Annotated in this window: 26 protein-coding genes; 12 read left to right on the plus strand and 14 right to left on the minus strand. The window is 64.7% G+C overall.

Features of this window, described 5'->3' with window-relative positions:
* Nucleotides 1-20 precede the first annotated feature (20 nt).
* Together BMG03_RS02390 and BMG03_RS02395 are read left to right on the plus strand one after the other, a co-directional pair.
* Nucleotides 21-440: a phage holin family protein gene (locus BMG03_RS02390; protein WP_075776655.1), complete on the plus strand. Its 420-nt coding sequence runs from the start codon at nucleotides 21-23 to the stop codon at nucleotides 438-440.
* Complete coding sequence (locus BMG03_RS02395; RefSeq protein ID WP_075776654.1) at nucleotides 437-1,660, plus strand: hypothetical protein; 1,224 nt, start codon at nucleotides 437-439, stop codon at nucleotides 1,658-1,660. The genes BMG03_RS02390 and BMG03_RS02395 overlap by 4 nt, the downstream gene beginning before the upstream one ends.
* A gap of 163 nt (nucleotides 1,661-1,823) precedes the next feature.
* Here BMG03_RS02395 and BMG03_RS02400 read toward each other — a convergent pair whose 3' ends face one another.
* Nucleotides 1,824-2,021, minus strand: coding sequence for a CsbD family protein (locus tag BMG03_RS02400; RefSeq protein WP_075776653.1), 198 nt, complete (start codon nucleotides 2,019-2,021; stop codon nucleotides 1,824-1,826).
* A 156-nt stretch (nucleotides 2,022-2,177) separates the two neighbouring features.
* Here BMG03_RS02400 and BMG03_RS02405 point away from each other — a divergent pair, with 156 nt between their 5' ends.
* Entirely contained in the window at nucleotides 2,178-3,239 is a 1,062-nt protein-coding gene (locus tag BMG03_RS02405; protein ID WP_075776652.1) for an AI-2E family transporter, read from the plus strand.
* Nucleotides 3,240-3,261: 22 nt separating this feature from the next.
* Here the strand turns inward: BMG03_RS02405 and BMG03_RS02410 are convergent, their stop codons facing one another.
* From BMG03_RS02410 to BMG03_RS02425, 4 genes are all read right to left on the minus strand, one after another.
* Nucleotides 3,262-4,836: a phospholipase D family protein gene (locus tag BMG03_RS02410; RefSeq protein WP_075776651.1), complete on the minus strand. Its 1,575-nt coding sequence runs from the start codon at nucleotides 4,834-4,836 to the stop codon at nucleotides 3,262-3,264.
* A gap of 61 nt (nucleotides 4,837-4,897) precedes the next feature.
* A complete protein-coding gene (locus BMG03_RS02415; protein WP_077701063.1) occupies nucleotides 4,898-6,748 on the minus strand; it encodes a sensor histidine kinase in 1,851 nt (616 codons plus the stop codon).
* A complete protein-coding gene (locus tag BMG03_RS02420) occupies nucleotides 6,745-7,350 on the minus strand; it encodes an RNA polymerase sigma factor (RefSeq protein ID WP_075776650.1) in 606 nt (201 codons plus the stop codon). The genes BMG03_RS02415 and BMG03_RS02420 overlap by 4 nt, the downstream gene beginning before the upstream one ends.
* On the minus strand, nucleotides 7,347-7,493 hold the full coding sequence (locus tag BMG03_RS02425) for a NepR family anti-sigma factor (RefSeq protein ID WP_075776759.1): 147 nt from the start codon (nucleotides 7,491-7,493) through the stop codon (nucleotides 7,347-7,349). Before BMG03_RS02425 ends, BMG03_RS02420 begins: the two co-directional genes overlap by 4 nt.
* 97 nt (nucleotides 7,494-7,590) lie before the next feature.
* Between BMG03_RS02425 and BMG03_RS02430 the strand changes: the two genes are divergently transcribed.
* Nucleotides 7,591-8,388 carry a response regulator gene (locus BMG03_RS02430; protein ID WP_075776649.1) on the plus strand — a complete coding sequence of 266 codons (798 nt, stop codon included), beginning with the start codon at nucleotides 7,591-7,593 and terminating at the stop codon, nucleotides 8,386-8,388.
* A gap of 215 nt (nucleotides 8,389-8,603) precedes the next feature.
* Nucleotides 8,604-9,608 (plus strand): SDR family oxidoreductase, encoded by a 1,005-nt coding sequence (locus BMG03_RS02435; protein WP_075776648.1) that lies wholly within the window; start codon nucleotides 8,604-8,606, stop codon nucleotides 9,606-9,608.
* Between the two features lie 74 nt (nucleotides 9,609-9,682).
* Here the strand turns inward: BMG03_RS02435 and BMG03_RS02440 are convergent, their stop codons facing one another.
* From BMG03_RS02440 to BMG03_RS02450, 3 genes are all read right to left on the minus strand, one after another.
* Entirely contained in the window at nucleotides 9,683-11,581 is a 1,899-nt protein-coding gene (locus BMG03_RS02440) for a glycoside hydrolase family 15 protein (RefSeq protein WP_077701064.1), read from the minus strand.
* A gap of 132 nt (nucleotides 11,582-11,713) precedes the next feature.
* Nucleotides 11,714-12,235 carry an HPP family protein gene (locus BMG03_RS02445; RefSeq protein ID WP_075776647.1) on the minus strand — a complete coding sequence of 174 codons (522 nt, stop codon included), beginning with the start codon at nucleotides 12,233-12,235 and terminating at the stop codon, nucleotides 11,714-11,716.
* Nucleotides 12,236-12,333: 98 nt separating this feature from the next.
* Complete coding sequence (locus BMG03_RS02450; protein WP_233243069.1) at nucleotides 12,334-13,038, minus strand: GntR family transcriptional regulator; 705 nt, start codon at nucleotides 13,036-13,038, stop codon at nucleotides 12,334-12,336.
* Nucleotides 13,039-13,406: 368 nt separating this feature from the next.
* On the opposite strand from BMG03_RS02450, the gene ehuB reads away from it, so the two are divergent.
* From ehuB to BMG03_RS02485, 7 genes are all read left to right on the plus strand, one after another.
* Nucleotides 13,407-14,249: an ectoine/hydroxyectoine ABC transporter substrate-binding protein EhuB gene (gene ehuB / locus BMG03_RS02455; protein ID WP_075776646.1), complete on the plus strand. Its 843-nt coding sequence runs from the start codon at nucleotides 13,407-13,409 to the stop codon at nucleotides 14,247-14,249.
* 76 nt (nucleotides 14,250-14,325) lie between these two features.
* Entirely contained in the window at nucleotides 14,326-14,991 is a 666-nt protein-coding gene (ehuC, locus tag BMG03_RS02460; protein ID WP_075776645.1) for an ectoine/hydroxyectoine ABC transporter permease subunit EhuC, read from the plus strand.
* A 3-nt stretch (nucleotides 14,992-14,994) separates the two neighbouring features.
* Nucleotides 14,995-15,666: an ectoine/hydroxyectoine ABC transporter permease subunit EhuD gene (gene ehuD / locus BMG03_RS02465; RefSeq protein WP_075776644.1), complete on the plus strand. Its 672-nt coding sequence runs from the start codon at nucleotides 14,995-14,997 to the stop codon at nucleotides 15,664-15,666.
* A complete protein-coding gene (ehuA, locus tag BMG03_RS02470; RefSeq protein WP_075776643.1) occupies nucleotides 15,666-16,481 on the plus strand; it encodes an ectoine/hydroxyectoine ABC transporter ATP-binding protein EhuA in 816 nt (271 codons plus the stop codon). The genes ehuD and ehuA overlap by 1 nt, the downstream gene beginning before the upstream one ends.
* Nucleotides 16,482-16,583: 102 nt before the next feature.
* A complete protein-coding gene (locus BMG03_RS02475; RefSeq protein ID WP_075776642.1) occupies nucleotides 16,584-17,630 on the plus strand; it encodes a pyridoxal-phosphate dependent enzyme in 1,047 nt (348 codons plus the stop codon).
* Complete coding sequence (locus tag BMG03_RS02480) at nucleotides 17,623-18,798, plus strand: M24 family metallopeptidase (RefSeq protein WP_075776641.1); 1,176 nt, start codon at nucleotides 17,623-17,625, stop codon at nucleotides 18,796-18,798. The genes BMG03_RS02475 and BMG03_RS02480 overlap by 8 nt, the downstream gene beginning before the upstream one ends.
* The gene (locus BMG03_RS02485; RefSeq protein WP_075776640.1) at nucleotides 18,798-19,511 is read left to right on the plus strand and encodes a maleate cis-trans isomerase family protein; all 714 of its coding nucleotides are present in this window, start codon (nucleotides 18,798-18,800) and stop codon (nucleotides 19,509-19,511) included. Before BMG03_RS02480 ends, BMG03_RS02485 begins: the two co-directional genes overlap by 1 nt.
* A gap of 73 nt (nucleotides 19,512-19,584) precedes the next feature.
* On the opposite strand, the gene BMG03_RS02490 is transcribed toward BMG03_RS02485, so the two are convergent.
* The 6 genes from BMG03_RS02490 to BMG03_RS02515 form a co-directional block, all read right to left on the minus strand.
* Nucleotides 19,585-20,802, minus strand: coding sequence for an efflux RND transporter periplasmic adaptor subunit (locus BMG03_RS02490; RefSeq protein ID WP_075776639.1), 1,218 nt, complete (start codon nucleotides 20,800-20,802; stop codon nucleotides 19,585-19,587).
* Between the two features lie 3 nt (nucleotides 20,803-20,805).
* A complete protein-coding gene (locus tag BMG03_RS02495; RefSeq protein WP_075776638.1) occupies nucleotides 20,806-23,169 on the minus strand; it encodes an ABC transporter permease in 2,364 nt (787 codons plus the stop codon).
* Nucleotides 23,170-23,173: 4 nt separating this feature from the next.
* Nucleotides 23,174-23,878: an ABC transporter ATP-binding protein gene (locus tag BMG03_RS02500; protein WP_099049346.1), complete on the minus strand. Its 705-nt coding sequence runs from the start codon at nucleotides 23,876-23,878 to the stop codon at nucleotides 23,174-23,176.
* A 158-nt stretch (nucleotides 23,879-24,036) separates the two neighbouring features.
* A complete protein-coding gene (locus tag BMG03_RS02505) occupies nucleotides 24,037-24,531 on the minus strand; it encodes a hypothetical protein (protein ID WP_075776636.1) in 495 nt (164 codons plus the stop codon).
* Between the two features lie 143 nt (nucleotides 24,532-24,674).
* Nucleotides 24,675-25,061, minus strand: a complete 387-nt coding sequence (locus BMG03_RS02510) for a DUF302 domain-containing protein (protein ID WP_075776635.1) — start codon at nucleotides 25,059-25,061, stop codon at nucleotides 24,675-24,677.
* Nucleotides 25,062-25,089: 28 nt separating this feature from the next.
* Complete coding sequence (locus BMG03_RS02515; protein ID WP_075776634.1) at nucleotides 25,090-26,475, minus strand: MBL fold metallo-hydrolase; 1,386 nt, start codon at nucleotides 26,473-26,475, stop codon at nucleotides 25,090-25,092.
* Nucleotides 26,476-26,611: the final 136 nt, after the last annotated feature.

The following is a 26,611-nucleotide window of genomic DNA, read 5'->3' on the forward strand; positions in this document are numbered from 1 at the left end:
GACATGTTTGGGAGAGGTCGATGAATTACCACGATACCGAGAATTCTGACGGCCACGAAGGCCGCGGGACGGTGAGCGATTTGCTGAACCGCGTGATCGAGCAAACGCGCGAGATCGCACGGACCGAAGCAGAATTGGTGCGCGCTGAAGCGGCCCACCGGGCTGGTCTGGCACGCAATGCCGCGATTCTCGGTGCGGTCGCCCTGGTTTTCGCCCTCGGCGCGATCTTCCCCCTGACGCAATCCGCCATCTACGGGCTGGAATGGGCCGGCCTCGATCGGGGCCCCGCGACGCTGATCGTCGGCGCGGTGCTACTGATCCTCGCCATCCTCGCGGCGCTGATCGCCGCGTCGAAGCTGCGCAAAGTGTCGAGCCCGCCCACCCGTCTCAAGGAAAACCTGTCTGCTGACGCGCAGGCGCTAAAGGAGAGCTTCAAATGACCGAGAAGAGAACCATTCAGGACATCGAGAACCGACTGCGCCAAGACCGCGCCGATCTCGCATCGACGCTCGGCGATCTGACCGCGCGTATCGCGCCGGATTACCTCTCCGAGCAGGTGTCGCAGGCCGTGCGCGATTACGCCGCGCCTGCCGCCCGCAGCGCCGAACAGGCCGTGCGCAAGAATCCGGTGGCCTTCGCCCTCGCCGGCGCCGGTATCGCATGGTTCCTGCTGCGCCAGCGCAACTCGGAGAGCATCGAGGAAGAAGATCTGGTGGCCGATGCCGATCCGCTCGTGATGCCGAGCGACGCGGGTGCCGACGGCTGGATCGACGAGATCGATACGCTGCGCCATGACGCCTCGGTCCGTCTCGAAGATCTCGAAGCCGAGCAGCGCAGCTCGACCGACAAGGCGCGCGACTTCGTCAAGGAGCGCTCCGAGGTGATGCAGAAATTCGCGAGCGACCTGCGCAACACGCTGTCCTCGGGTCTGAGCGACCTCAACGAGGATGCGCGCGATCGCGTGGTGCGGGCCCGCGAAAGAGCCTATTCCGCCCGGATTCGCCTGCAGGACGGGGCGACCCATGCCGGGTCGACCAGCAAGCAGATGGTCAAGGATCACCCGCTGATCGCTGCCGCCATCGGCTTCGCCGTCGGGGCCGCGATCTTCAACGCGGTGCCCAAGCCGGACGTCAATGTCAGCCGCCGCAGCTTCGGGCCGCGCGCCAACCGCCTGTTCAACGAGGCAGAGCGTCTGTACCGCGACGAGAAGCGTCGTGCGGGCAAGGTGGCCGACCAGTTCACCGATGAACTGAAGCGGACCGCCCGCTCGGTGATGAGCTCGGCCGGTGACGAGGCGCGCAGCGCCGCACGCGATTTCGGCGATCAGGCGATGGCTGCCGGAGAGCAGCTGATCGACCGCCTCTCGCGCCAGTTGGCTGAGGAAGCCAATCGCGCGCTGCGCGATGTCGGTCAGTCGCTGCAGAAAGGCGAAGACGAGGTCCGCGCCGGGGCGCAAGAAGCCAAGGATGCCGCGCGGGCAAAAGCCGAGGATGTGGCGTCCAAGGCCGAGGCGAAGACCCACGAAGCGGCCGAGAAGGTGAAGGCGAACCATTCTTCGTCCTCTTCGTCGAGCACCTCGTCGACTGGTTCCGGCTCGTCCGGCGCCGGCTCGACCGGCGGGGACAGCGCGTCGTCGTCGAGTTCGAAGGCCACCCACTGAACGGTGGGGCAGTATGCAGAAAGGCCGGGCATCGCGCCCGGCCTTTTTCTTTGCGCGGTTATCGGTGGGGATGCGAGACCGACACCCAAAAGTAAACCGGCGCCGCGATCTCTACGGCGCCGGTTTACATGTTTTACGCTGAAACAGGGTCTGTTTCTGAAGATCAGATCGAGCTGGACCAGGTGTCGACTTCGCGCTCGGCGTCTTCCTTGGTCTTACCGTATTTCTTCTGGATCAGGCCGACCATCTGCTCGCGATGACCTGCGGCCTCCTGAAGTTCGTCGTCGGTCAATTCGCCCCAGTTCTCGCGGGCCTTGCCCTTCATTTCGTTCCAGTTGCCTTTTATTTGATCCCAATTCATGGCGTCGCTCCTTTCAAGATGAAGACGCGGGTTCAGGCGTCTCTCATCAACGTTTCGCCGGGGGCGATGTTCCTCTGCACGGCAGCACAAAAACAGGGAACCCGCTATCGTCCGACGGCGTTAGATCGCGAAACCAAGAGGGAAGTAATTCTCGAAATGCATCGCCTGGAGACCCTGTCGCGCATCGCCATGATCGTGATCGCTGTAATCGCTGTCGTGGCTGCGCTGAGCCAGGTGGAAAGCCTACTCGCGCCCGTCGTGCTCGCGCTCGTCGTGGGGATCGTGCTTTCACCGATTTCCGATGCATGGGAGAAAAGAGGTCTGTCGCCTGTCTGGGGGGCGCTTACCTCGCTCGTGATCTCGCTGATGATCGCCGTGCTGCTGGTCCTCGTGATCCAGCCGGTCGTCTCCGAACTGATGCGACAGGCGCCGAAGGTGATGGACGACATGCGCTCCACCATCATTCATATGCGCCACATGTTCCAAGGCATCCAGGACGCCTCGAAAGAGGTCAGCGACGCGATCACGCCGGCGACGGATGGCGCCAAGGATAGCGGCGGCAATGGCGACAAGAGCGCCGTGCCGGATGCCAAGGATCTCGTGATGCTGGCGCCGTCCATCATCGCACAGGCGCTGATCTATGTCGGGGCGCTGTTCTTCTTCCAGCTTTCGCGCGGCGAAATCTACAACTGGATCGCGAAGCACCTCGCGGAGCCTTCGAGCCGCGGCGCTACGGCTGCACGGTTGCGCAAGGCGGAGACACGGGTGTCGCGCTACTTCCTCACGATCACAGTGGTCAATGGCGGTCTCGGGCTGGCGGTGGGCGTCGCGATGCAGCTGATCGGGCTCCCGAACGCGCCGCTTTGGGGGCTTGTGGCCTTCCTCATCAACTACATCCTTTATCTCGGCCCCGCGGCGCTCATCATCGCGCTAGGATTCGCAGGCGTGGCCACGTTCGACGGGGTGCGCGTGATCCTGCCGCCGCTGATCTATATCGTGCTGAACGCGACCGAAGCCCAGTTCGTGACCCCTGCCGCGATCGGGCGGCAGATGCGCCTCAATCCGCTTCTGGTGTTCCTGTCGCTGACCTTCGGGATCTGGCTCTGGGGGCCGCTGGGCGGGATCGTGGCGATCCCGCTGCTGCTCTGGGCGCTGGTGCTGACGAACAGCTTGCCCGACCCGAAATCCGAGCCGGAGCAGAAGCTCGAAGCCGACTGAACCGGCGGGTCGCGGCGACGGATCAGACCATTTCTTCCGGAATGAACGGCACTTTGCGCGCGATCTTGCGCGCGGCCTCCACGTCATAGGGGAGCACGAAGCCCTCGCGATCCTCGGGGGCTTTCGTGGCATTCGCGCGGGCCAGCTCCGCCCAGGCAGAGACTGCGCGCGTCGGGTCGAAGAAGGCCTCTTCGGGCGCGGGCGGCAGCCAATGGCGCATCAGGCGGCGACGCATGGCCGGGATGCCGTCGTTGCGGCGCAGATAGACACCCGCCTCGCTGTCCCAATGCAGCGACCGCGCGTTGAGATTGGCCGAGGTGATCAGCGCGGCGTCCTCGTCGAAAATCGAGACCTTCGCATGGACGTAGATCAGCGGCGCGCCGCCGGTGCGCAGCGCCCCCTCATCACCGGGGTCGGCAAGGCAGGGCTCTGCCGGGCAGCCGATGAACAGACGATTGCCGAAGGCTTCGCGGAGCGTATCCAGCGCGCGCACCTGAAGATATTCGCCATAGCGCACGTCGCTGGTCGGGCGATCGGCCAGCATCAGCGTTTCGGGCGCGGCGGGCAGGATCAGGATCAGGTTGAGATTGGGGTTCTCCCGCGCCGCCCGGGCCAAGTGGTGCGCCAGAGTGCGCGAGCGGAAGAACTGGCTCTCGAGATAGATCAGCTTCTGCGCCCGCGCGATCAGCATCTCATGCGCGTTCTCGATCTCGGTCCGATAGAACTTCGGCCCGATGCGGAAGGTCGCGAATTTGCGCCGCTGCGACAGGGTGCGCAGCAGGCGGCGCGGCGGTTTGGCGCGGTTTTCGCCGGAGCAGCTTTCGTGGAAGCTCTCGAGATGGGCCTTCGCCTCGGCGACGACGGGGCCGGTCATCATGAGCTGCACATCGTGCCATGTCATCTCGCCGTCGCGCTCGTGCACGGGGGTGTCGAAGCGCCGGTTGTCGAGATCCAGCCCGCCGATATAGAGCTTCTTGTCGTCGAACACGGCGAGCTTCTGGTGGTGTGTCGCCGGGAACAGCTTCGGCGGCGTCGCGACGAACTTGCGGCGGATTTTGCAATCCGATCCGGCCTCAAGATATTCCCGCAGCCCCGGCATGTCGCGCATCGCGGTCAGCCGCTTGGCCTCGTCCATGTCGTTGAGCCACGACGTGTGCTGCCCGAGCTTGTGATAGACATAGGGCCAGAAGATCGTACGCGGCACGATGCCCGATTGCGCCGGGTGCATCAGCGCACGCAATTTCAGCTTCGCCTTGGGACCGCCCGCCAGTTCGCGCGCGGCGCAGAACATGCGGATCGACGACCATGTCATCCGGTGAAGATCCGGCTTTGCGCAGGGGTCGAAATCGGTCAGGTCGATCTGTATCCTCACGCCGCGCTTCAGCATGTGAATGATCAGGTCGAACCACGTCTTGCCGATCGCGCGCCCGCGGTCGGATTTCAGTGTGGTGTTGAGGTCGAAGACGCGGAATGAGCAATGAATGGAATGACGCGCGTCGAGAAAGGCATCCTCGAGCACGGGATAGGCCTCTGCTGCGGTCAAAAGCAGCTTTACGCGGCTCTCGGCGTGAACTCCGGCTTGTTTAAGACGTTCCATGCGGCTCGTTGGGTTGAACGGCCGCGAGGGTGACCTGTGGTCGCCGCGGCTGGTATCTCATTCAATGGCTCTCATCAGAAACTGTTTCGGGCGTCTCGGATTTCAAGCGTTCTTCGTGACGCAATTCGCTCTCGACGAGGGGGCGCAGTGCGAACGCGGCGCTGAGCATATACTCGTCTTCGTCGGTCTGGATCTCGATCGAGCCGCCCAGCTGCTGCACGAAGGCGTTCAGCAGTTGCGAACCGAGCCCGGTGCCTTCGACGGCCTCCAGCGGCGGGGCATCCCTATCGACGGTATTGCGCACGCAGAGCCGCGCCTGCATCCCTTCGAGCCTGCGCAGCGAGATGTCGAGTTGCGGTTTGCCATCGCGGGCAGAGGCGTATTTCATCGCGTTTGTCATCGCTTCGGTCAGCAGAAGCGAGAGGGGCACAGCCTGATCGGGGGTCAGGTGGATGTCGTCGATATTGCAATCGACCGCGATATGGCGGCCCGGCCCGGTCGCGAGTCGGGTGATCTGGCGCACGATGTCGGGCAGCAGTTCCTGCGCCTGAATGTCGGTGAGGCCTGAGGTCTGGTAGAGTCCGCGGTGGATCGTGGCGAGCGAGATGACCCGCTCCTGGAGCGATTTCATAAGCCCCTTGGCTTCGGGCGTGCGCGCCTGCCGCATCTGCATGTTGATGATCGAGGCGATGAGCTGGAGGTTGTTCTTCACCCGATGGTGGACCTCGCGGAGCAGCACTTCCTTGTGGTGCACCATGTCCTCGAGCTCGGCCTCGTCATGCAGGATGGTTTCTGTCATCCGGTCATAGGCCTCGGCGAGGTCGCGGATTTCCGACGGTGCGGTCGACAGATTGAGATTGCCCACGATCCGGCTGCCGGTGGCGAAGCTGGAGATCGCGCTCGACAGTTTGCGGACATGGCCGATCACCAGCTTCTGCATTGCGAAGTAGGCGACCAGCAGGCTCGCCATCCACATCAGGGCCGGGAACAGCACAGGCGAAATATCAGCGAAGGGACTAAGCGCCGAGGCCGCCTGTGCGGGCCAGCTGCCAAGCGCGTAGAGCTGGTTGGGCACCAGTTCGACGACGGAATAGACCCGTTCTATTCCGAGGTTGGAGTCCCCCGAGAAAGTCACCGCGCCATTGCCCGCCAGCAGTTTCAGAGAGCGGTCCACCGGCAGGTGCGACTGGGTGTTCGAAAGCCCGTCCGAGGAGGTCAGGATCGTGCCTTCGCGGTCGAAGGTCATGATCACCAGCGGCCGGTCATCGGCGAGCTTCGGTCCATCCTTGGCCAGCGAGAGCGAGGAGTGGCTCATCGAGATCGCGATGATCCCGATATGATCGCCCGCCGCGTTGTAGACCGGATGGGCCACGCCGAGCACGGAGGTACCCGACACCGGCGCATCGCGGTTGACGTAGAAGCTGGTGCGGTCCGCAGTCAGCATCTTCTCGAAGACGTCCTGGTTCTTGAAGTCGTAACTCTTGCCCGAATTCGAGCAGGTCATCTTGCCGCTGTCTGGGATGAAGGAGACGAGCGAGAACTCCGGAAAGGCCCCTGAGATCTGCCGCATCCAGTTCGAGCAGGCCTCGGCATTGCCCACGAGCGGCTGGACCGTGCTGGCGAGGACGCGCGCGGCGTCCTGCGCGTGCTGAATCACCCGCGTCTCACCGGCGACGGCGCGCATCGTCTCGCCCATGAGGGCGGCTTCGGACCGCGCCTGCGCTTCGCGCACTACCGAGGTCGATTGCAGCACGGCGATGATCAGCAGAGGGAAGAGAGCAACCGCCAACATGAAGGCGAGGCGCACGCCAAGCCCGTCGAAAAACGGAATGACGCCCCGTTTCCTGGCTCGGAACGGGGCGTGATCACTGTAGTGCTCGTCGTCTGCCGCTTTCGCGGCTTCCGAATTCATGCGGCGGCAACTCCGGATTTGCCCATCACGGCGAGGGAATTTCGATCCGTGCCGGACAGGATATCTTCACCTTCCTCGAGCCCGAGCATTTCCGCAAGCCGGGCGCGTGCGCGGTTGGCGCGGCTTTTCACCGTGCCCACGGCGACGCCCATCATGCCGGCAGCTTCTTCGTAAGAAAAGCCAGATGCGCCGACGAGGGTCAGCACCTCGCGATGTTCCGGGCTGAGCTGATCGAAGGCCTCGACGAAATCATTCATCGCGAGACGTCCGTCATGCGCAGGTTTCTCATAGAGCGATGCGGCGTGAATCCCTTCAGGGTCAGCGACCTCGCGCTTGCGCTTGCGCCGGTCCGAATAGAAGGTGTTGCGCAGGATCGTGAAGAGCCATGCGCGCAGATTGGTGCCGCGTTCGAACTTTTCGATATTCGACCACGCCTTGACGATCGTGTCCTGCACGAGGTCGTCGGCCGAGGCCGAGTTCCGGGTCAGCGACAGCGCGAAGGCACGCAGGGCCCCGAGGTGATCGGGCAGCTCCTCACGCGGATCGCGGGCTTCGCTGGAGGCATTGGCTTTGGACGAATTGGTGTTGGAGGGCGAAGTCATTTTCCGCCCTCCTTCGCCTTGAGTTGCGCCAGCAAATCCTTGAACCGATCCGGCACTTCTTCCTGAAGCGCCTCCTCGTAAACCTTCTTCAGGTTTTGATTGATCTGGTCCCTGATACTGGACTTAGGCTTTTCGTCTGCCATATCACTATACATCCGGTTTCGATCCCACTCATTTTGCACGGAACCGAACGCGGGGCCAGAGAGTTTGGTTCCCGAAAAAACGCAAAAGGGGGTTTTCATGTCCGAAGACATCGCCGGCACCATCGGAGCCAACCTGCCGTATTTACGGCGTTATGCCCGAGCGCTTACCGGCAGCCAGGACAGCGGCGACCGTTACGCCGCGGCTACGCTCGAGGCCATACTCGAAGATACGTCGCCTTTCGAGAACAACGATCCGAAGCTCGCATTGTTCCACGCCTTCCACCTGGTCTGGGCCTCCGCGGGGGCGCCGCTGGGGGAGCCGGACAACCGGCTTTCGGCCCGCGCGCAGGACCACATGTCGACGCTGACGCCGAACACCCGTGAGGCGCTTCTGCTGCATTCGATCGAAGGGTTCCGCATCGAGGAAATCGGCACGATCATGCAGGTCGATGCCGAAGAGGCGAAAGAACTGATCGACATCGCGATCCGCGAGATGGAAACGTCCGTCGCGGGTAAAGTGATGATCATCGAAGACGAAGCGATCATCGCAATGGATATTCGCGCCATCGTCGAGGATATGGGCCACCAGATCACCGGCATCGCCCGCACCCGCACCGAGGCTGTGGAGCTTGCCGCGACCGACAAACCGGACCTGATCCTCGCCGACATCCAGCTGGCGGACAATTCCTCGGGGATCGATGCGGTGAACGACATTCTCGCGCAGTTCGGCAACGAATTGCCCGTGGTCTTCATCACCGCCTTTCCGGAGCGCCTGCTGACCGGCGAGCGGCCCGAACCGGCCTTCCTGATCACCAAGCCCTACACCGAGAGCCAGGTGCAGTCGGCGGTCAGCCAGGCGATGTTCTTCTCCTCGACGGAGACGCTCGCGGCGTAACGGCCCGTTCAAAGCTATTTCTCGAGAAAGGCGGCCCCGGCAGACGGGGTCGCCTTTTTCCTTTGCCGCATGTGCCTTTGCGCAGGCGATTGCGCAGGCGATGCCCGCCGCAACGCACCAGAATGTGAAGTCGCGCTCCTGCAACCCGATCTCGCCCGTGCCGGTTCTTCCTCTGAGACAGACTGACGAAACCGTTCACAACGAAGGAGCCGCACATGACGAATATCGTGATTACCGGCGCATCCGCGGGCGTGGGGCGCGCCGTCGCTCGCCGCTTCGCTGCCAAGGGCAACCGCATCACCCTGATAGCCCGCAACAAGGCGCGGCTCGAGACGGCGGCGCAGGAAATTCGCGAGAAGGGCGGCGAGGCGCTCGTGCAGCCGCTCGACGTCGCAGATGCCGATGCGGTCGAGGCCGCGGCGGTCGCCGCTGAAAGTGCCTTCGGTCCGATCGACGTCTGGATCAACGTCGCGATGGTGACGGTACTCTCGCCGGTGTCGCAGATGACCCCGGAAGAGTATCGCCGCGTGACCGAAGTGACTTATCTCGGCACGGTCAACGGCACGCTCTCTGCGCTGAAGCGGTTCCGCCAGCAGGGCTGGGGCACGATTGTGCAGACTGGCTCGGCGCTCGCCTATCGTGCGGTGCCGCTGCAGTCGGCCTATTGCGCGGCGAAGGCGGCCATCGTGGGCTTCACCGACAGCCTGCGCACCGAGCTGATCCACGAGAATTCCGACGTGAAGATCACCGTCTGCCATCTGCCGGCGGTCAATACGCCGCAATTCGACTGGGCCCGCAGCAAGCTGCCGAACCGCCCGCGCCCGGTCGCGCCGGTCTTCGAGCCGGAGCTGATCGCAGACGGCATCCATCACGCGGCCTACCATCCGAAGCGGGAATACTGGCTGGGCTTCTCGGCGGTGAAGGCTATCCTGTCGGAGAAGCTCGCGCCGGAACTGGGCGATCTCTACCTCGCGCGCACGGCGGTGTCCGGGCAGCAGACGGGCGAGGCAGCCGATCCTGATCGGGCCGACAATCTCTATGACAGCGTCGACGGTGACTGGGCAGCGCGGGGGCGCTTCTCCGACGAGGCGAGCGACAGTTCCCCCGCGATGGCGCTGTCCGAGCATGGCGGCTCGCGGCTTGTCGCGGGCGGCGGCGCGGCGCTCGTCGCCGGGCTGATGCTGGGAGCGATCTTCGCGGTCTCCCGTCAGCGAGCCTGACGATCGCGACAAGGAAACGAGAAACGCGCGCCCGGGTGGCGCGCGTTTTTGTTCTTGTGTAGGTGGCAGCGAGATCAGTCCTTCACCGCGCCCCGATATGCGGTAATCGCCGCGATCATCCCGGCATGGGACAGCCCTTGCGGGAAGTTTCCAAGCTGGGCGCCGCTCTCCGGGTCGTGCTCTTCCGACATCAGTCCGAGATCGGTCGTGGCCTTCAGCATCCCCTCGATCTGGGTCCGCGCGTCATCAAGCCGCCCGGCCCTCACGAGGTAGTCGGCGGCCCAGAACCCGCAGACGTTGAAATGGCCCTCGACGCCGGGCATCCCGTCTTCCTGCGCGTCGTAGCGCCGCAGATGAACGCCCGTGCCAAGCCGCTCACGGATGGCAGTGTAGGTCGCCGCCATCTTCGGGTCGTCTGCGGGGATCACCCCGATACGCGGCATCAGCAGAACGCTCGAATCGAGCCATTCCTCGCCGATCGCACCGGTGAAAGCGCCGATCTCCTCGTTCCAGGCCTCTTCCCGGATCAGGGCTTCGATCGCGGCGCGCTCCGCCTTCCACAGCCGCGTGTCGGCATTGATCACGCCGTTCTCGGCCAGCGAGATCACCCCATCCAGCGCGCCCCAGCACATCGCCTTGGAATAAGTGTGGTGTCGGCGCGGATTGGGCATTTCCCAGATTCCGTTATCGGGCCGCGTCCATTGCGAGACCACGACATCGGCGAAATTCGCGAGCCGGATGCCTTCGCCCGGATGCAGCTCGCCGCCGGCCTCGACATAGGCGCGCGCGGCCATGATCATCGAGCCATAGGCGTCGAGTTGCAGCTGTGTCGCCGCGCCGTTACCCAGCTGCACCGGGGCCGAGCGGCGATAACCCTCGAGCGTCTGCAAGCTCGAGATCGAGACGTTGCTGTCGCCCCGCACCGTGTAGAGCGTCCCAAGTTCCGGCGCCGTTTCGCGTGTTGCTGCCATCAGCCAGCGGAAGAAGGCGTCGGCCTCGTCGGTGAGGCCCTGATCGAGAAAGGCGTGGAGCACGAAATAGGCGTCGCGAAGCCAGCAATAGCGGTAGTCGTAATTGCGGATGCCGCCGATCACTTCCGGCAGCCCCATCGTCGGCGAGGCGATCACTGCGCCGGTGGGGGCGTGGATCAGAAGCTGCAGCGCCAGTAGCGAGCGTTTGAGCGCTCCGGAAAAAGGCCCGTCGCCGAAATCCGTCTTGGACTGCCGCTTGCGCCAAGCCTCACGAGTTGAGGCGAGCGCCTCTTGCGCCGCCTGCATTCCGCCGACATGGCCGTGCCCGCCTTGCGTCACGGTGAGGGTAACATAGCCGCGTTCCCCGGTGGCGAGGGTACCGCGCCCGTTCAACCGGCCGGAGCCTTCGATCTCCAGTTCTATCGAGCTGTCGATCAGGATGATGTCGCCGTCTTGGGTAAACTGCCAGCTGCCCGGGCCGCGCCGGATGAACTCGGGTGTGCTCAGCGCGTAGTTGCAGCGCGGTGCGATGCAGATTTCGACGTCTGCCGCGCCTTCGGTGGCCTCGAAAAGACGCACGACCGAGCGCCCGAAGCTCGCCGCTTCTTCGAGCGAGTCCGGCAGGTTCATGAAGTCGGTGACCTTGAGGCCGCCCGCCTCGGACGCGTGGGTGGTGGTCAGGATCGGGCCGTAATCTTCATAGACGCGTCGGGCGGTCGTCTGACGATCTGGATCCGGCACCGGACCGACATAGAAGGTCCCGCCGCGAAACTGGTCGAGCAGCCGCCCGAAGAGCGGGTCGCCGTCGAAATCCGGCCCGCAGAACCAGTCGATCGCGCCGTCCCGGGCCACCAGCGCCGCCGTGCGCGTATCCCCGATCACCGCGTAATCGGCAATCGGGAGATAGCCGCGCCGGCCCTCCAGAAAGCGCAGCGGCGGGCTGTTCGGATCGGGCTGGGTCTTCGAGGATGTGCCGGAATCGGGATCGGTGCGTTCGGTCATGCAATGCCTGTCCTTTGACGGTTTTCCGGGCGTCGCCCCGGAGATATATCGCGCCCCTCTCAGGGATCGAACGGACGCGCCGCCCCCCAGTTCCTTGAAAAAACCGTGTGCGTGCGTGTGCTCTCGCGCCGCTCAGATCCAGTAGCGGGGCCATTTCTCGGTGTTGCGCGCATTGTTCACGAGGTAGGCCAGAAGCACGAGGATCACGGCGCCCGTCAGCACCGGCGTCAGAAGAAAGCTCCAGCCGAGCGTGTGGCCCTTGAGAAGGATCACCAGCGGATCGGCCCCTGCGGGCGCGTGGACTGTGCGGGTCAGTTGCATCGCGACGATGGCGATCGTCACCACGGCTGCCAGACCGATCGCCCCGTGCAGATCGGCAAGGTGCTGCGCCGTAAGCCCGATGGCGCTTGCGAGAACATGCCCGCCGATGACGTTGCGCGGTTGGGCGAGCGCCGTGTCGGGCGTCGCGAAGAGCAGCACACAGGTCGCGCCGAAGGGCGCCATCAGCAGGTCGACCCCGGCGTGACGGGTGAGCCCGGAAAGGATGGCGATGCCGAGGAAGCTACCCGCCGTCGTGGCCAGAACTTGCCGAAGGCTCGGAAGCTCCGGCAGGCGATGGGGCGCGCGATGGCATTCGAGCAATCGTTTCAGCATTGACGGTCCTGTCGGGCTGGCCTTCAGAACCCGAACCCCGGAGCGTCTGCCCGGTTTCCTTCGCCCGCGTCACGTCGCAGTGAAAGGGGGACAATCCTTCAGGACGCTTTGACCAATGCCGGCATCCGCGCGAAGCTCATCGAGATGTGGCCGCGCCTCATATGGCCGAGCGCGTCGAGATCGCCGAGCCGCAGCGCGCGCAGCATGTCGCGCAGCTCGTTGTTGTAGATCTCGATTTCCTGCATCAGGTCGATCTGCGAAGCCGTGACCTGCTGTAGCCAGATCCGCGCCGTGCGGAAATACAGCGCCGCCGACATCGTCCGGAGCGGTGCATTCGCGGTCAGCTCCAACAAGGCGAGGAAGGTGTCGCGGTCGAGCTCCGAGAAGGCCCTGGCGGTGGGTGCATCGACCAGTTCGCGGCCGCGCTCCTGAAAGGTGACGAAACGCGCGATCAGCGCGGCGCTGGGCGGCACCGGATCGAGGCTCGTCTGCAGCACGGCGAGTTCGCGCCGCAGCCGGAAGACCTGCCCAAGCTCGGTGTAATCAACATCGGTGACGAAGGTGCCGACCCCATGCATGGAGCGCAGCATCCCCTCGTCCTCGAGCCGCGCCAGCACCCGACGCAGCGGAGTCCGCGAGATGCCGAATTCTGACGCGAGCGCGGTCTCTGACAAGCGCATTCCCGGCGGGTAATCGAGCAGGCAGATGCGGCTGCGAATTTCGTCGTGAATGAGATCGTAGCGGTCGCGGGCGCGGAGCCGCTCCGGATCGGTTTGCCGGGGGATCATGGAGATGTCGTCCATAGAGTTCTGTCGTCTGTTCGCGCAAAGCCATGATCGGCGGCGGAGGCGCGCAGGTCAATCCGCTTGGCCGCGTCATCCCCCAAGGGGGCGTTTCAGCCGCAGATATTGCGGAGAGCCGGGCGGCGCAATCGGCACGAAACGACGGCCTTCGGCGGAACCGGCGCACACACATGCGCGTTCAATGCTCAAAGCTCCGGCATTGGTGCACAACATATGCGTTTAGCTCTTTATCGGCCTACGACATCTGCTTTTTGCCCCAGTATAATCAATGCGATCTGCTTGACACTCCGGAGAAACTCATAGGTGTTGTGTACATCAATCACGGGAGGCTTGGGCTTCCCGTCAACAAGAACCAACGGGAGAGACGCATGAAATCGATCTTGAAATCTGTCGCCGCCGCCGGCATCGGCATCGCGCTGAGCGCAAGCGCCGCACTCGCTGGCCCCCTGATGGACCGTATCAATTCGGGCGAGCCGATCCGCATCGGCTTCGCGAACGAAGTTCCGTGGGCCTACCCGGGCGAAAACAACAAGCCGCTGGGCTTCGTGAACGCCTATGTTCTGGGTGTGCTCCACGAGATGGGCTATGACAACATCACCCCCGTCGTGACCGATTGGGGCGGGTTGATCCCGGGCCTCAACGCGAACCGCTTCGACATGGTCACCGGCGGTCTCTACATCCTCAACTCGCGCTGCCAGAACGTTGCCTTCTCCGAGCCGATGGCGAAAGTCGGCGATGCGTTCATCGTGCCCAAGGGCAACCCGAAGAACCTGAACAACTACGAACAGATCGCCAAGGCTGGCGCGACCTTCGTGACGGGCGCGGGCTATAACCAGGTGGAGTCCGCCAAGAAGGGCGGTATCCCGGATAGCAACGTGATGACCGTGCCGGGCCCGACCGAAATCCTCGCCGCCGTGAAAGCGGGCCGCGCGGATGCAGGTGGCGTGACCTACTTCACCGCGCAGAACCTTGCCGATCAATCGGACGGCGCGGTCGAGGTGTCGGACGTGAGCCAGCTGCCTGAATGGACCCAGAACTGGGTCGGCATCGGCTTCCGCAAAGCGGATCAGGACTTCGTCGACAAGTTCAACGAAGCCCAGAAGAAGTATCTCGGTTCGGACGCGATGATGAAAGCGGTCGGCGAGTACGGCTACTCGAAAGGCAACCTGCCGGGCGACAAGACCTCGGCTGAAGTCTGCAAGATGCGCTAAGCGCAAATGCTGAAGACATGGACGGGCCTGTGCATGGCCCGTCCATTTTGACATTCACCGCCGGGGCGGGACGGGAATGAGCTACATAGAATTCTTGAAAGAGTACGGGCCGCGCTTCTGGGACGGCACGCTCGTAACGGCGGGGCAGTTCTTTCTGGCCTCCGCTCTGGCGATCGTCATCGCGCTCGTCGCAGGGCTGATGAAGCTCTCGCGCAACGGGCTGATCCGGGGCATCGCCGTCGTTTATATCGAAATTTTCCGCGGCACCTCGCTGCTGGTCCAGCTCTACTGGATCTTCTTCGTGCTGCCGCTGTTCGGACTGACGCTGCCGAAATTCACCGCGGGTTTCGTCGCGGTGGGGATGAACCTCGGGGCATACGGCGCCGAGCTGGTGCGCGGCGGCATCCAATCCGTGCCGAAAGGGCAATGGGAGGCGGCCTATGCGCTGTCGATGAGCCCGATGAAGCGGATGTGGCGGATCATCCTGCCGCAGGCGTTCGTCAACATGCTGCCGCCGTGGGGCAACCTGCTGATCGAACTGCTGAAGAACACCGCGCTGGTCGCGCTGATCTCCGTGTCGGACCTGATGTTCGAGGCGAAGCAGATCAATGGCTCGACCTTCCTCTCGGCGCAGACCTTCGGGACGGCGCTGATCGTGTACTACATCTTCGCGCGCTTCATCGTGACGCCGTTCATGCGCTGGCTCGAGCTGGTCATGCGGCGCAAGCTGGGGAGGGCCTGATCCATGGGGTTCAACTGGAACTGGGAATTCACTTGGGAAATCCTGCCCAAGCTGATGCATGCGACGCTCAACACGCTGATGGCGGCGGGGCTGGGCTATGCGATCGCGGTTGTGCTGGGCATGGTCTTCGCGCTGGCGCAGCGGACGCCCTACTGGGCGCTGACCAAGGTCGTTCGCGAATTCATCGAGTTCATCCGCTCGACCCCGCTGATCCTGCAGATCTTCTTCGTCTATTACGTCGGTCCGCAATTCGGCCTGAAGCTGGGGCCGTGGACGGCGGGCATGATCGCGATCGGTCTGCACTATTCGGCCTACCTGTCGGAGGTCTATCGCGGCGGTCTCGACGCGGTGCCGAAGGGCCAATGGGAGGCTTGCACCGCGCTGAACATGTCGACCCGCGATACCTATTGGCGGATCGTGATCCCACAGGCCATCCCGCCCGCGCTGGCGGGGATGGGCAACTACCTCGTGGGGATCTTCAAGGACACGCCGATGCTCTCGGTGATCGGGGTGGCCGAACTGATGCACACAGCGAACGCGATCGGCTCGTCGAGCTATCGCTATCTCGAACCCTATACGCTGGTGGGGGTTATCTTCCTCGCCATCTCGCTTCCCACCGCTGCCCTGATCCGCGTCTTCGAGGATCGCGTGCGGCGTAAACTCGGATTGAAATGATGGAAGATCTTTCGAACTATCCGCTCGAACTGACGGGCGACGACGTGCCGATGGTGCGGTTCCTGAAAGTCACCAAACGCTATGGCGATCTGGTGGTGCTCGACCAGCTCGATCTCGATGTGGCCGAGGGGGAAATGGTCACGATCATCGGCCCCTCCGGCTCGGGCAAGACGACCGTGCTGCGGATGCTGATGACGCTCGAGACGATCAACGAGGGCGTGATCTACGTGGACGGCAAGCCGCTGACCCATATGGAGAAGAACGGGAAGCTGGTGCCCGCGGACCGCAAGTATCTGCGCAAGGCGCGCAGCCAGATCGGCATGTGTTTCCAGCATTTCAACCTTTTCCCGCACATGACCGCGCTGGAGAACTGTATGGAGGGCCCGGTGCAGGTGCTGGGCATGAAGAAGGCCGAGGCGCGCGAACGGGCCGAGGAACTGCTGGAGCTTGTGGGCATGTCCGACAAGCGCGACCAGCACCCCTCGCGGCTCTCGGGCGGTCAACAGCAGCGCGTCGCGATCGCACGCGCGCTGGCGATGCGGCCCAAGGTGATGCTGTTCGACGAGGTGACCTCCGCGCTCGACCCGGAGGTGATCGGCGAGGTGACGAACGTGATCCGCTCGCTGGTGGAGAAGCACAATCTGACGATGCTGATGGTGACGCACCAGATGGGCTTCGCGAAGGACATCTCGGATCGGGTCTGCTTCTTCTACGACGGCAAGATCGAAGAGCAGGGCGCCCCCGACGATTTGTTCGGCAATCCGCAGAAAGAGCGCACGCAGCAATTCCTCTCGGCGGTGAAAGAGGCCGACTGACGCGCCTCACGATGTCGCGCAATGGCCTTTCCGAAAAGGCCATTGCGTGCGTCGACGTCTCGTTGCCTTATGGGCTTGGTTCCATCGCAGCGAGGCTCCGACATGCCGATCACGATAGACAACCCTTGGCGCGGCGACGGGCTCGACCCGGACGGCGTCATGCCAATTGCCGATGCGGCGGGCGTGGCCAGCCTGCTTGCGCGCTGTCCGGCACATCACGAGACCCCGCTGCGCGCGGCGCCCGAGATCGCGCGGCTTGCCGGGGTCGGTGAGGTCTGGATCAAGGACGAGCGTGAGCGCATGGGGCTCGGCAGCTTCAAAGCGCTGGGCGCGGTCCATGCGATCGCCCGGGAGGCTGCGGCGCGAGCGGAGGGCGACGATCTTCAGACAGCTCTCGCCGGCGAGACCTATGTCGCGGCCAGCGCAGGCAATCATGGCCTGTCAGTCGCGGCAGGAGCGCGGATATTCGGCGCCCGCGCGATCATCTATCTGGCCGAGACCGTGCCTGAGGCCTTCGCCGCGCGGTTGGAGGCACGCGGGGCGGAGGTCGTCCGGGTGGGTGCGGAATACGAGGCCAGCATGCAAGCCGCCGAGCAGGCGGCTGCCGAGAATGGCTGGACCCTTTTGTCGGACAGCTCGTGGGAGGGCTATGTCGATCTGCCGCTGCGGGTGATGGAGGGTTACACCCAGCTTGCGGCGGAGGCCGTCGCGCAGATCCAAGCGCCGCCCACCCATATTCTGCTGCAGGCGGGCGTTGGTGGTCTCGCGGCAGCCGTCGCGGCTCATGCGCGGCTTGTCTGGGGCGATGCGCCTCAGATCATCGTGGTCGAACCTGATGCAGCGCCCGCGCTGATCGAGAGCATTCGCGCAGGCCATCTGGTGACCACGCAAGGGCCGGTCTCGGCGATGGGGCGGCTCGATTGCAAGACACCTTCGATGGTGGCGCTGGCGGGTTTGTCGCGCGATGCGGATCGCTTCGCCACGATCACCGAAGCCGAGGCGCAGTCCGGCGTCGATATCCTCGCCGCGCACGGGCTGGCCACGACGCCTTCGGGCGGCGCCGGGCTGGCGGCTCTGCTTGCCGGGCTGTCGCTGGGACCGGAGGCGCGCGTTCTCGCGATCCTCAGCGAAGGCCCCGAAGATGGCTGAGCGCTCGCTCATCTTTCCGGCCGAGGAGTTTCGCACCCGCGTCGCTCGCCTTCAGGCCGAGATGAGCGCACAGGATCTGGATGCGCTGTTCCTGACCTCGGCTGCGGATATCTTCTACGTCACAGGCTTTCTGACCCGGTTCTGGGAAAGCCCCGCGCGCCCGTGGTTCGTGATCGTTCCGGCCAGCGGTGCGCCGGTCGCGGTGATCCCCTCGATCGGGGCGGAACTGATGGGCCGCACCTGGATGACGCAGATCCGGACATGGGAGGCGCCCGATCCGAGGGATGACGGCGTGAGCCTGCTTGCCGAGACGCTCTGTGATCTGCTGCCCGAGAGCGCGCGGATCGGGGTTCCGATGGGGTTGGAGACGCAGCTGCGGATGCCGCTCGCGGATTACGCGCGGCTTGGGGAGCGTATCGCGCCGCGCCGCTTCATCGACGGCACCGCCGCGATCCAGCGGGTGCGTGAGATCAAGAGCGCGGCGGAGATCGAGAAGATCCGCAGGGCCTGCGCCATCGCGGGTCGCGCTTTCGCGCGGGTGCCGGAATTCGCGGGGCAGGGGCACCCGCTCGACGGTATCTTCCGCGCCTTCCAATCGGCGCTGCTGGAGGAAGGAGCCGATTGGGTCAGCTATGTCGCCGGGGCGTCGGGACCGTCGGGCTATGAGGATGTGATCTCGCCCGCCGGTCCCGCGCCGCTGCAAGCGGGCGATGTGCTGATGCTGGATACCGGCGCGGTGCGCGACGGGTATTTCTGCGATTTCGATCGCAATTTCTCGGTCGGTCCGGCGTCGGATCCGGTGCGGCGCACCCATGCCGCGCTCTGGGAGGTGACCGAGGCGGCGATGGCGCTGCTGCGGCCCGGCATGCGGGCGCATGATGCGCATCGTCTGCTGGTCGAGGGGCTGGCGGCGCGCGGTATTGAGGCGGGCAGCGGACGCCTGGGCCATGGGCTGGGGATCACGCTGACCGAATGGCCCTCCTTCACCCCGCGCGACGACACCGAACTGCGCGAGGGCATGGTGCTGACGCTCGAACCCGGCGCGTGGGTCGAGACTGCGGATGGTCCGCGCCGCCTGCTGGTCCACGAGGAAAACATCGTCCTGCGTGCGACCGGGGCGGAGCTGCTGTCGCCGCGCGCCCCCGAAACCCTGCCGGAGCTGAGCTGATGGCCGTTTTCCCCTATCGTCTTCGCGAAGACGCCACGCCCACGATGGGGCTGATCGTGCTGCGCGTGGACGAGACCATCGAGGACGAGTTCCGCCGCTACATCCCGCCGGACGACGCGCGGATGCATGTCACGCGCGTTCATTCCGGCGACGACCTGACCCCGTCGAGCATTGCAGAGATGGAGCGCGCCCTGAGCGGTGCTGCGTCGCTGCTGCCACCTGCGGCGAAGTTCGATGTGGTGGGTTATGGCTGCACCTCTGGCGCGGCGCTGATCGGCTCAGACGAGGTGCGGGCGAATGTCATGGCGGGCGTCACGACGCGGCATGTGACCGATCCGCTGAGCGCCGCGTTGGCCGCGATTGCGGATTTGGGGCTGGAGCGGGTGGGGATCGTCTCGCCCTATGTCGCTTCGGTCGCGGAGCCTTTGCGGGGGGCCTTCGTCGCTGAAGGGATCACCGTCCCCGCGACGCTGTCTTTCGGCGAGGAAGCGGAAGCACGGGTGGCGCGGATCGACCCGGCCTCTATCGCGGAGGCTGCGCGGAGCCTTGCGGGGCAGGCGCGTCTGGACGGGATTTTCCTGTCCTGCACCAACCTGCGCACGCAGGGGATCTTGCCGGGGTTGAGAGCGGAGCTCGGGACGCCGGTGCTCAGTTCGAACCAGGCGCTTGCGTGGCATATGCGAAAGCTCGCAGGGATCGCGGCGCCGGGATGAGACAGGGCAGTTGAATGGCTGGCCGGCCATCCGGTCGGTCGCGCGAGGGAATCAATGGTCCGCTGCGGAGACTTCAGCCGCCGGACCTTGCCTCCACCGGCGCGCCATCTTCCAGCGTTTCGACCGGATAGAGCACGACACGGTCGCCTTCGCTCAGACCGTCCTGAAGCTCGGCATAGGTGCCGTTATCGGTCCCGACTTCCACGTTCACTTCCCGCGCGCGCCCGTCTTCGACCTTGAAGACAGCCCAGCCGGTGCCGCGCCGGAATAGCGCGCTCGACGGCACCCGCAGCGCATCGGGGTTTTGCCAGACGACGATCCGCGCGGTCACCTGAAAACCATGGCCCAGCCCCGCCCGTTGCGCGGCATCGCCGGTGAAGGCGATGACCACGCCCACCCGCTGTTCCTCGACGCCCAAGGCCGAAACCTTCGTGGTGCCTGACGGGTCGATGCGGACCACCTTGCCTTCCAGCACGTCCGGCCCGCCCCAATCGGTAATCTCCACCGGATCGCCTAGGCGTACGCGCACCGCGTCGCGCGACAGAAGATCGGCCACCACCTCGAGCCCCTCCGAGATGTCGCCGATTTCCATGATCGGGGAGCCGGCCGAGAGCACGGTCTCGTTCTCCTGCAGGATTTGCAGCACGGTTCCGGTCGCGGGGGCATAAAGGGGGATCGGCTCGGCCCCGTCGCTGTTGCTCGCGGCGGCATCGTTCTGCAGCACGGATTTTGCGGAGGCCAGCGCCGCCTCGCGCATCGCGATGGCGGCTTTCGCGGCGGCTTCCTGTGCGGCGGCGTAATCGGCGTTGATCTGATCGCGGTCCAGCTTGGACTGGCTGATCGTGCCGGAAAGCGCGAGCCTCTGTGACCGCGCGAGATCGCTATCGGCCTGTTCGCGCATCGCGACGGCGGCGCGGTAATCGCCTTGAGCCGCGCTGAGCGCGGCCTGCGCTTCGGCGAGCGCGGCCTCTGCCTGTGCCCGGCTGCGGGCATCCAGAACGGCGGGTAGGGCGGGGCGCATCCGGGCGACGACTGTCTCGTTCGCGACGACATGATCGCCGACATGGATATCGAGCCGCTGTAGCCTGCCGCTGACCGGGGTCGAGACCGTGTAGCTTTCGCTGACGCGGGTCCGGCCATCATCTTCAATGACGAGCTTCATCGGACCGCGCGTAACCTCGCCCATGTCGACGGTCTGCGGCTGCGGCCAGAGCAGCGCGGCGATAGCGCCCGCCGCGATCAGGCCGATCAGGATGAGAATGAGCCATCTGGTTCGGGGTTTTGGTGTCACGGGTCAGTCCCTCGCCTTGAGCGCCGAGATCATGTTCAACCGATCCAGCGCGCGGCGCAACATCAGGATCGAGGCCAGCGTCGCCGAGACTACGACCAGCACCGCGGTCGCGATGCTGGGTAGATCGAAGCTGACGCTGACCCGGTAGAGTTCATTGGAGAAAACCCGCGCGATCAACTGGGCGAGTGTCCAGCCGAACCAGATCCCGACCGGGAGCGCACAGGCCACGAGTACAGTGATCTCTCCGGCGAGGATCAGCGTCACTTCCCCGCGGGTGAAGCCCAGCACTCGCAGGCTCGCCAACTCATGCGCACGTTCGGAGAAGGCGTTGCGCGCGGCGTTGTAAACGATGCCGAAGCTCAGCACGAAGGCGATCGCGCCGAAGACGAAACGCATCTGCCCCGCGCCCTCGTCGGCAATCTCCCGGAACGCGGCGAGACTGTCGGATTTTATCGAGACGCCCGCGACCTTGGGGCGCTCGCGCAGCTCGTGCAGAAGCTCTGGCGACGGGGCGCCTTCGGTGCGGATCGAGACCGAGGTGATCCGGTCCGCCTCGCCCACGGCCCGGGTCAGCGAGTCGAGGCGCATATAGGCCGGAGCGCCCAGCAATGTGTCGGAGATCGCAGCGACGGGCAGCGAGAGGGTCCGCTTGCGGCCCTCGGTGACTTCGGCGGTGAGGTTTTCGCCCGGCTGAAGTTTCAGCACATCCGCGAGCCCCCGCGAGATCACGACGCCCTGCGCGGGCAGGGCGATCGGCTCCAGATCGGGCCGCAGCGCGCGATTGAGCTGCGCATCCTCCGACAGGCCGGTCAGTTCGCCGCGATGGGTGATGACGCCGTTGCGGAAGAGGACCGGCACGTAGCGCGTCGGCTCGGCCTCCAGCACGCCGGGAAGGTGCGCAATCTCATGTGTCCCATCGCGCGAGACGGGGTGGATGAAGCTCACCGTCGCGTCGGAGCGGTCGGCAAAGCCGAAGGTGACGTCCATCGTGTGATCGAAGCCCGAATAGATCATCAGCATCGCCATGTTCAGCGCGAGGCCCGCGGCCACGCCCGCGATGGTGCCGAGGCTGCGTACAGGTTGCCGCGTGATCTGACGCAGGATCATCCGCCCAGGCTGGTCGAGGAATTTCGTGACGATCGCGAGGAAGCCGACCCTGCCATGGGTAAAATCGGCCGGGGCCGGGGGGCGCATCGCCTCGGCGGGCGTCAGGCGGAACACCGTGCGCAACGCGATCGCCGCCCCGAGCGCGGCGGCGATCAGGGAGAAGGCGAGGCCCCCGGCGAAGGGGCCGGGATGCATCGAGAAGACGAGGTAGGGGAATTTGTAGAATTCCATGTAGAGACCGGTCAGAGACCGCCCAAGCATCACGCCCAGAGCCGATCCGAGCAGCGCGCCGGCGAAGGCGATCATCAGTGCCATTTCGAGGTAATGCCCTGCGATCTCCGCCCCGCTGTGACCGAAGGCTTTCATCAGCCCGATCTCGCGCCGCTCGGCCTGCACGATACGTGTGATCGTCACGTTGAGCAGGAAGGCCGCAACTGCGAGAAAGATCGGTGGCAGGAACAGCCGCGACTGGCGCAGGCCCTTTAGTTCTTCCTCGATGAAGCGCGCAGAGGTCTGCTGATCCTGAACGAAGCCCGCGCCGCCGCCATAGGGCGCCATCAGCCTGTCGAGATCGGCGAGCACCGCCTTGCGCGGCCGCTCGCGCGTGGTGAGCGCCAGCACCTCGTTGAACGCCCCGTCGAGATCGAGCACGGCGGCCGCTGCCTTGCGCTCCATCCAGATCACGGCGAAGCGACCGTCGTTGGGAAAGAATTCGCCCGGCGCGGGCATGAACAGGAACTCCGGCGCGCGGGCGAAACCGACGACCTGCAAGCGCTGGTGACGGCCCTCGACGGTGACGCCGAGCGTATCGCCAAGCGCGATCCCGCGCGCGGCTGCGAATGTGTCGAGCAGCACGACCTCGTCGCTGCGCCCCGCGATCGGCTTCCGCCCCGCCGTCATCAGGATACCGTTGAGGCCTGCGGGGCCGGGTAGCGACAGGACACGCGCCTGTATCGGCTCGCCCCCGTCCGCGTCGATCCGGCCGAAACCGCTGACCCGCCCTTCGGCGGCCAGCACGCCGGGAATCGCGTTGACTTGTTCCATCATCGAGCTGGGCGCGCGGGTGAGCGGCTCGAAGACCTGCGCAAGCCGGTGCCGCTCGAAATAGGCGTCGCGGGTGACGGTGAGCGTATCGGTCAGCCCCGCCATCATCACCTGTACCATCACGCCCAGAGCGACGACCGCCGAGATCGCCAGCGCCTGCGCCCGGATTCGCCAGAGGTCGCGGAAGAGCTTGCGATGGAGAACGGTCAGGGCCATCGGCTTACCATTCGATCTCGGCGGGATCGGCGCGGGTCTCGTTGACGATCGTCTCGCGCAGCTGGCCATCGGTGAAATGCAGTACGCGATGCGCCATCGCCGCCGTCGCCGCCGCATGGGTGACGATCAGAACGGTCGTGCCCAGCTCGCGATTCACATCGTTGAGCACCTGCAGCACGCGCCGCCCCGTCACACTGTCGAGCGCCCCGGTCGGCTCGTCGCAAAACAGCACCGCCGGACGCTTCGCGATGGCCCGCGCAATGGCGACGCGCTGCTGCTCGCCGCCTGACATCTGCGCCGGGAAATGGTCGAGTCGTCCCTCCAGCCCGACCAGCCGCAGCGCTTCGCCCGCGTCCATCGGATCGTGCGAAATCTCGGTCACCAGATCGACATTCTCGCGCGCGGTGAGGCTGGGCATCAGGTTGTAGAACTGGAAGACGAAACCGACATGGCTGCGCCGGTATTGCGTCAGCGCCCGGTCGGACATTTCGGTCAGGTTCTGATCGCCGAACCACGCCCGGCCCGAGCTTGGTCTGTCGAGCCCACCGATGATGTTGAGAAAGGTGGATTTGCCGCTGCCCGAAGGTCCGAGCAGCACGACGACCTCGCTGCGCGGAATTTCCAGGGTCACGTCTTTGAGGGCGTGGACCGCGGCTGGTCCCTCGCCATAGGTTTTCGACAATGCTTCGGTGCGAAAGGCAGGCTGCACGCTCGGCCTCTTCAAACAGATTGGGCGCGTCACCCGTCCCGGATCAGATCACAGCTTCTTCAGGCAGTCAAAATTTGTCGAGGCTGAGGGAGAGTTGAGGGCGTCCGCGTGGTGTTCGCGCCTCACCGGTCGAAGGCGACGTTTCCGTTCGTCGGGCGTCACGCGCTGAGGCCGTGGACGAAGAGATCAATCTCCAGCGCCAGACCGAATTCGAATTCGTTGAGTTCGGGGCCAGTCCATTGATGCTCTTCGAGATGGTCGAGGAAGTCGCGGCGTTTGCGTTCGTCGTCCGGTCCCAGCGACAGGGTCTCGGCAGCGCGCAGCAGGTCGATCCGCTTGTGGACCTCGCACATGGCGGAGAAGGCTTCCATCATCACCGCTGCCAGACGCGGTTCTTCCTGCCACGACTGGCCGCCGAAGACCTCCTGCACGACCCGATTGCCGGAGCCGAGGCAATCATAGGCGACGCAGCCTGCCATGCCTTTCTGGGTCAGTTTGTCGTGAATCGAGCAATTGTGCCCGCAAAGGTTCCGGCAGGGTTCTCCGGGGTTCTTGCTGAAGGCGAAATCCTTGCCCTTGTCGAAGGACAGCACCACGCAACAAAGCGCCGCGCATTGGGAACAGTCGGTCTTGAGGCGGTCGGTCCGGGGCATACTGGCCTTCGCTTGGCTTGACCTCTCAGCGAGGTCGTCGGGCCGTCGTATCCCGCGAAACGGGCCTGAAATGCAAGGGGCGCCCGGGGGGGCGACCCGAAGGTCCGGCAGCGGACAGTGGTCCGCCGCCGGGCCGGTTCAGTTCAAATCGCCTCGATCGCCTTTGCCAGCATGTCGCGCACGTCGCCTGCGACTGATTTCAGCCGGGGGTTGTCGATCGCCATCATCGAGGCCGCCGGGTCGATCGCGCAGACGAGGATATCCGCGCCGTCCTGCCGCAAAATGACGTTGCAGGGCAGCATCGCGCCGACGTTCGGCTCCAGCTGGATCGCCTGATGTGCCATCTTCGGGTTGCAGGCGCCGAGGATCATGTAGCCGGCCATGTCCTCATCCAGCTTCTTCTTCATCGTGGCCTGCACGTCGATCTCGGTGAGCACGCCGAAGCCCTGCTCCTTGAGGGCCTCGCGCGTCCGGGTGTCGGCCTCTTCCAGTGTGGTATTGGTGAGGCGTTTGTCGATGGTGTAGCTCATTGTCTTGGATCCTCTGATGTTGAGCGGTTCAGGATTCGACCGGGTAGTCCTGCGCGGACCATGCGCCGAAGCTGCCCGGCACCGCGGAGACGTTCTTGAAACCCGCGCGGTGCAGCAGGCTCGCAGCGACGCTGGCGCGGTAGCCGCCCTGACAATACACCGCATAGTCGGTGGAACGGTCGAGTTCGTCCATCTCGTCTTCGAGCGTGCCGAGGAAATGGTGGAGCGCGCCGGGGATACGGCCGCCGTCCCACTCCTCGTCCTTACGCACGTCGAGCGGGGTCAGATCGCTGCCCTTCAGTTCCTGCACGGTGACCTGCGGGATATGCGCAAGCGGTCGCCCGGAGGTGCGCCACGCGGCGATGCCACCGTTCAGGTAGCCCGCGAATTTCGTGAAGCCGACGCGCCAGAGCCGCAGCACGGCCTCGTCGATCTCGGCACTCGTTTCGCTAACAAGCGCAATCGGTTTGTCGGGATCGAGCATCCATCCGGCCCAGACCGACAGGATCGGCTGCAGACCGATATTGAGCGAGCCTTCGATGAAGCCGCCGCCGAAGGCGAGCATGTCGCGGATATCGACCAGTTGCACGTCCTTGTCGGCGATAAGCGCCTCGAACTCCTCCGGGGTCTTGCCGATGCAGCGCGGCAACCCGTGCATTACCTCGGGGCCCGCCGCATTGACCTTCTTGAGGCGCGGGTAATGCGTGGGCACGGGCGGAGCGTCCTTCGTCATCGCCTCCTTGAAGGCCTCGAGATCGGTGATCCGGGCATATTGGTTATGGGCTTTCTCATAGGCGATGCTGGTCGACATCCGGTCGCCGATATTCGGCCCGCAGGCCGAGCCCGCGCCGTGGCAGGGATAGACCAGAACGCCCTCGGGCAGCTGCATGTAGAAATCCTGCGTGGTGCGGAACAGCGCCTCGGTCAGTTCCTCGGTCTTGTCGTCGCCCAGGAGGTCGGGGCGGCCGACCGAATCCACGAAGAAGGAATCCCCGCTGAGCACGCCCCAGGGGTCGTCATTGTCCTTCTCGTAGAGCAGGAAGGAGACGTGTTCGGGCGTGTGACCCGGGGTGTGCCGCGTCTCGAGCGTGAGTTGCCCGAAGCTGAACTTGTCGCCGTCGCGGATGCCCTCATGCTCGAAATCATATGCGGCGCCGCCCTCGACGCTGACGCAAAGCTTGGGTTCTCCATCCAGCCGGTCCACCAATTCGCGCGCGCCTGACAGGAAGTCGGCGTGGATATGGGTCTCGAATACATGGGTGATCGTCAGGCCGAGCGCCTTCGCGCGCTCGATATAGATATCGCAATCGGGGCGGGGATCGACGACGGCGGCGGTGCCGCTGCCAGTGTCGCCCAACAGGTAGGAGCACTGGGCGATCCCTTCCGCGAGAATCTGTTCAAAACGCATGGTCATGTCATCTGCCTCCGAATTTCCGTCCGTTCGGGATTGCGGAAGGAATGCGCGGGGGGCGGTTCATGTTCCAAAAATTGAATATGTATCCTGCCGGTCAGGCATAAAGTTGCGATAGGAGCGTGACCCCATTTCCAGA

The organism is Thioclava nitratireducens, from assembly GCF_001940525.2.
Classification (GTDB): domain Bacteria; phylum Pseudomonadota; class Alphaproteobacteria; order Rhodobacterales; family Rhodobacteraceae; genus Thioclava; species Thioclava nitratireducens.

What these genes read in the sequence shown, in the direction of transcription:
- BMG03_RS02390 (WP_075776655.1), top strand. Translation starts at nt 21, where the DNA reads ATGAATTACCACGATACCGAGAATTCTGACGGCCACGAAGGCCGCGGG.
- BMG03_RS02395 (WP_075776654.1), top strand. Translation starts at nt 437, where the DNA reads ATGACCGAGAAGAGAACCATTCAGGACATCGAGAACCGACTGCGCCAA.
- BMG03_RS02400 (WP_075776653.1), bottom strand. Translation starts at nt 2,021, where the DNA reads ATGAATTGGGATCAAATAAAAGGCAACTGGAACGAAATGAAGGGCAAG.
- BMG03_RS02405 (WP_075776652.1), top strand. Translation starts at nt 2,178, where the DNA reads ATGCATCGCCTGGAGACCCTGTCGCGCATCGCCATGATCGTGATCGCT.
- BMG03_RS02410 (WP_075776651.1), bottom strand. Translation starts at nt 4,836, where the DNA reads ATGGAACGTCTTAAACAAGCCGGAGTTCACGCCGAGAGCCGCGTAAAG.
- BMG03_RS02415 (WP_077701063.1), bottom strand. Translation starts at nt 6,748, where the DNA reads ATGAATTCGGAAGCCGCGAAAGCGGCAGACGACGAGCACTACAGTGAT.
- BMG03_RS02420 (WP_075776650.1), bottom strand. Translation starts at nt 7,350, where the DNA reads ATGACTTCGCCCTCCAACACCAATTCGTCCAAAGCCAATGCCTCCAGC.
- BMG03_RS02425 (WP_075776759.1), bottom strand. Translation starts at nt 7,493, where the DNA reads ATGGCAGACGAAAAGCCTAAGTCCAGTATCAGGGACCAGATCAATCAA.
- BMG03_RS02430 (WP_075776649.1), top strand. Translation starts at nt 7,591, where the DNA reads ATGTCCGAAGACATCGCCGGCACCATCGGAGCCAACCTGCCGTATTTA.
- BMG03_RS02435 (WP_075776648.1), top strand. Translation starts at nt 8,604, where the DNA reads ATGACGAATATCGTGATTACCGGCGCATCCGCGGGCGTGGGGCGCGCC.
- BMG03_RS02440 (WP_077701064.1), bottom strand. Translation starts at nt 11,581, where the DNA reads ATGACCGAACGCACCGATCCCGATTCCGGCACATCCTCGAAGACCCAG.
- BMG03_RS02445 (WP_075776647.1), bottom strand. Translation starts at nt 12,235, where the DNA reads ATGCTGAAACGATTGCTCGAATGCCATCGCGCGCCCCATCGCCTGCCG.
- BMG03_RS02450 (WP_233243069.1), bottom strand. Translation starts at nt 13,038, where the DNA reads ATGGACGACATCTCCATGATCCCCCGGCAAACCGATCCGGAGCGGCTC.
- ehuB (WP_075776646.1), top strand. Translation starts at nt 13,407, where the DNA reads ATGAAATCGATCTTGAAATCTGTCGCCGCCGCCGGCATCGGCATCGCG.
- ehuC (WP_075776645.1), top strand. Translation starts at nt 14,326, where the DNA reads ATGAGCTACATAGAATTCTTGAAAGAGTACGGGCCGCGCTTCTGGGAC.
- ehuD (WP_075776644.1), top strand. Translation starts at nt 14,995, where the DNA reads ATGGGGTTCAACTGGAACTGGGAATTCACTTGGGAAATCCTGCCCAAG.
- ehuA (WP_075776643.1), top strand. Translation starts at nt 15,666, where the DNA reads ATGGAAGATCTTTCGAACTATCCGCTCGAACTGACGGGCGACGACGTG.
- BMG03_RS02475 (WP_075776642.1), top strand. Translation starts at nt 16,584, where the DNA reads ATGCCGATCACGATAGACAACCCTTGGCGCGGCGACGGGCTCGACCCG.
- BMG03_RS02480 (WP_075776641.1), top strand. Translation starts at nt 17,623, where the DNA reads ATGGCTGAGCGCTCGCTCATCTTTCCGGCCGAGGAGTTTCGCACCCGC.
- BMG03_RS02485 (WP_075776640.1), top strand. Translation starts at nt 18,798, where the DNA reads ATGGCCGTTTTCCCCTATCGTCTTCGCGAAGACGCCACGCCCACGATG.
- BMG03_RS02495 (WP_075776638.1), bottom strand. Translation starts at nt 23,169, where the DNA reads ATGGCCCTGACCGTTCTCCATCGCAAGCTCTTCCGCGACCTCTGGCGA.
- BMG03_RS02505 (WP_075776636.1), bottom strand. Translation starts at nt 24,531, where the DNA reads ATGCCCCGGACCGACCGCCTCAAGACCGACTGTTCCCAATGCGCGGCG.
- BMG03_RS02510 (WP_075776635.1), bottom strand. Translation starts at nt 25,061, where the DNA reads ATGAGCTACACCATCGACAAACGCCTCACCAATACCACACTGGAAGAG.
- BMG03_RS02515 (WP_075776634.1), bottom strand. Translation starts at nt 26,475, where the DNA reads ATGACCATGCGTTTTGAACAGATTCTCGCGGAAGGGATCGCCCAGTGC.